Genomic DNA, 2346 nt, shown 5'->3' with positions numbered 1-2346 from the left:
AGGCGACACGATCTGGCTTCTGCCCGGCCGGGATCAAATCGGAATGATGGCCGGGATCAGATTGGAACAGGCGGCCGGGATCATCGGAATCCGCAGCTTGCGCGCGACGGCAACCGCAGCTCGTTTGAATCCAAGTTTCTCGCGAAGCCTCAGACCCCGCGTTCTCAGATCACTTTCCGCGTGAGTTCGAGATAAGATTACCGAGGCTGCTTCATAAAGCAGAGCTCTCAGGTTCGCGTCGCCGCGCCTGGAAATATGCCCATCATAGTCCACTTCGCCGGACTGGAAGCGCCTGGTCGTAAGGCCCACCCACGCTCCAACGGAACGCGATCTGGCGAAATTGGCCGGATCCTCGATCGCTGTCGTGAAGGCGGTAGCGGTGGCCACACCTACCCCGGGGATGGTCATCACGTATTTCGGACAAAGCTCCAACCCGCCCAATGCCCCAGCGGACTCGAACCGCCCTGTCCATTCACGTCCAGCCTTTTCCACGAATCCAGATCGCGCTATGAATGTTTCAGGCGAGTTCGTAAGTTTATGATTTGGCTGTTAAATCAATCGCTTAGGCTGCTCGGACGAAAGCTCTTCTGGGTCCGTGTTCATCCATCATCGTTTCCATTCGTCCCGCCAGTTCCAACATGGCGCTGCGTTGCAACGCCGCCTGTTTCTCGCGTAATTTGTCAGAAATACGCATCACGAATCTGACAAGTTCACCTTGTGATTTGTCAGAATTGCGTATACACGCTTCTGACAAAGGAGTGGCTATGCGTGGACCGGGCCTCGATCTCAAAAGTGCCATATCGGACCGAATGGTCTCTGGCGGCGCGCATTCAGTCTGGACGCCGCAGGACTTTCTCGATCTCGGTTCTCGCGATGCCGTCGACCAAGTGCTCCATCGAATGACACGCAATGGTGCCGCCCGCAGGATTGCCCGCGGCCTTTATGACAAGCCGAAACTTAACCCCCTTACAGGCAAGCCCACGCACCCCGATCCCCGGGCCGTCATCGATGCGCTGGCTCGCCGGGACCAGGCCCGTATGCTCGTCGATGGCGTAACCGCAGCCAACGATCTAGGACTATCCGATGCAGTCCCTGCTCGTATCGTCGTCCACACGGACGCAAGGTTGAACCCCGTCACGCTCGGCAACCTCAAGATCGATTTCAAAACCACTGCGCCAAGTCGGCTTCATTGGGCTGGGCGGCCAGCGATGCGGGTCGTTCAGGCCTTGCATTGGTTGCACGACGCCGGGGGCGATACCGATCCGGATGTTGCCAAGCGTCTGCGCAACATCTTCGCCCACCCCGATCACGGCGCCGACATCGTCAACGACCTCCAGGCCGATATGCTGACGCTCCCGCTCTGGATGCAAAATATCCTGCGCGATACGATGCCGGCTACCGCGTCAGCCAACCGTCTGATAACCAAGCGTGCATCATAATGAATCCCGCTTACGCCCAGTTCCTTGCGGCCGACCCGGCGGATCGACGGGATGTGTTTATCGGCGCCGGGCAGCGGCTCGGCACTGCGCCCCAGAATATCGAGAAGGATTTCTGGGTTTGCTGGACCCTTGATGCGCTGTTCAACGGTCCGGCGTCCCACGGCCCGCGCTTCCTGTTCAAAGGGGGCACGTCACTGTCGAAGGGCTTCGGCCTGATCCAGCGTTTCTCCGAAGACATAGACATCACCGTGTTTCGCGAAGACATCGGCCAAGATGCAAGCGTCGAGGCGCTGGAGGAGATGTCCGGTAAGAAGCGACAGGCAAAGCTCGACGATCAAGGCGGCATGCCGGGCCTTCATAGGCGGAGACCTGATTGCCCAGCTATCGGAGACGCTAGTCAGTGCAGTCGGCGAGGGCATGGCGGGCGCGAAGGTCGAACTCGATCAGGACGATGAAAGCGCCCAGAGCCTTCTCCTGTGGTATCCAAGCGTGACCGCCGAGTCGGATGGCTACATCCGCAAAGCCGTCAAAATCGAATCCGGGGCAAAATCCGCTCTTGATCCTCACGCCCGGCATAGCGTCGTTCCCTATCTCGCCGACGATCTACCAGCCCTCGATCTGACAGTCGCCAACGTGACTATCGTCGACGCGGAACGCACTTTCTGGGACAAGGTCGTCATTTTGCATGGCCTCCGCCGTTGGTTCGATGCCCGTCAAGTTCTGCGTGTGGGCGGCCAACGTGTCTCGCGCCACTATTACGACGTGCACCAACTGATGATCGCCGGAGCGGGCGCTTCAGCGATGGCTGACCCAGACCTAGTGGATTGATTCCAACACTTGGTGCCCGCGCCGTACAGCGGCTATAATTTCGTCCGGATCGGCCTTCCAGATGAAAGGTCGGGGGTCC

General features: G+C 59.0%; 3 protein-coding genes and 1 pseudogene. 3 read left to right on the top strand and 1 reads right to left on the bottom strand.

Annotated elements, in window-relative coordinates:
- Nucleotides 1-33: 33 nt before the first annotated feature.
- Nucleotides 34-429, bottom strand: a pseudogene (locus EDF58_RS25705) (transposase); the annotation flags it as partial.
- 335 nt (nucleotides 430-764) lie between these two features.
- Between EDF58_RS25705 and EDF58_RS25700 the strand changes: the two are divergent.
- Genes EDF58_RS25700 through EDF58_RS26595 form a run of 3 tightly spaced genes read left to right on the top strand, consistent with a single transcriptional unit; the run spans nucleotide 765 to nucleotide 2267 of the window.
- Nucleotides 765-1439, top strand: a complete 675-nt coding sequence (locus tag EDF58_RS25700; RefSeq protein WP_132270628.1) for a DUF6088 family protein — start codon at nucleotides 765-767, stop codon at nucleotides 1437-1439.
- Nucleotides 1439-1894, top strand: a complete 456-nt coding sequence (locus EDF58_RS26600) for a nucleotidyl transferase AbiEii/AbiGii toxin family protein (RefSeq protein ID WP_243654527.1) — start codon at nucleotides 1439-1441, stop codon at nucleotides 1892-1894. The genes EDF58_RS25700 and EDF58_RS26600 overlap by 1 nt, the downstream gene beginning before the upstream one ends.
- Nucleotides 1857-2267, top strand: a complete 411-nt coding sequence (locus tag EDF58_RS26595) for a nucleotidyl transferase AbiEii/AbiGii toxin family protein (protein ID WP_243654526.1) — start codon at nucleotides 1857-1859, stop codon at nucleotides 2265-2267. Before EDF58_RS26600 ends, EDF58_RS26595 begins: the two co-directional genes overlap by 38 nt.
- Nucleotides 2268-2346: the final 79 nt, after the last annotated feature.

This window comes from Novosphingobium sp. PhB57 (assembly GCF_004342985.1).
Classification (GTDB): Bacteria; Pseudomonadota; Alphaproteobacteria; order Sphingomonadales; family Sphingomonadaceae; genus Novosphingobium.
The sequence above is the reverse complement of the archived record's forward strand: the minus strand, read 5'-3'. Positions and strand labels throughout refer to the sequence as shown.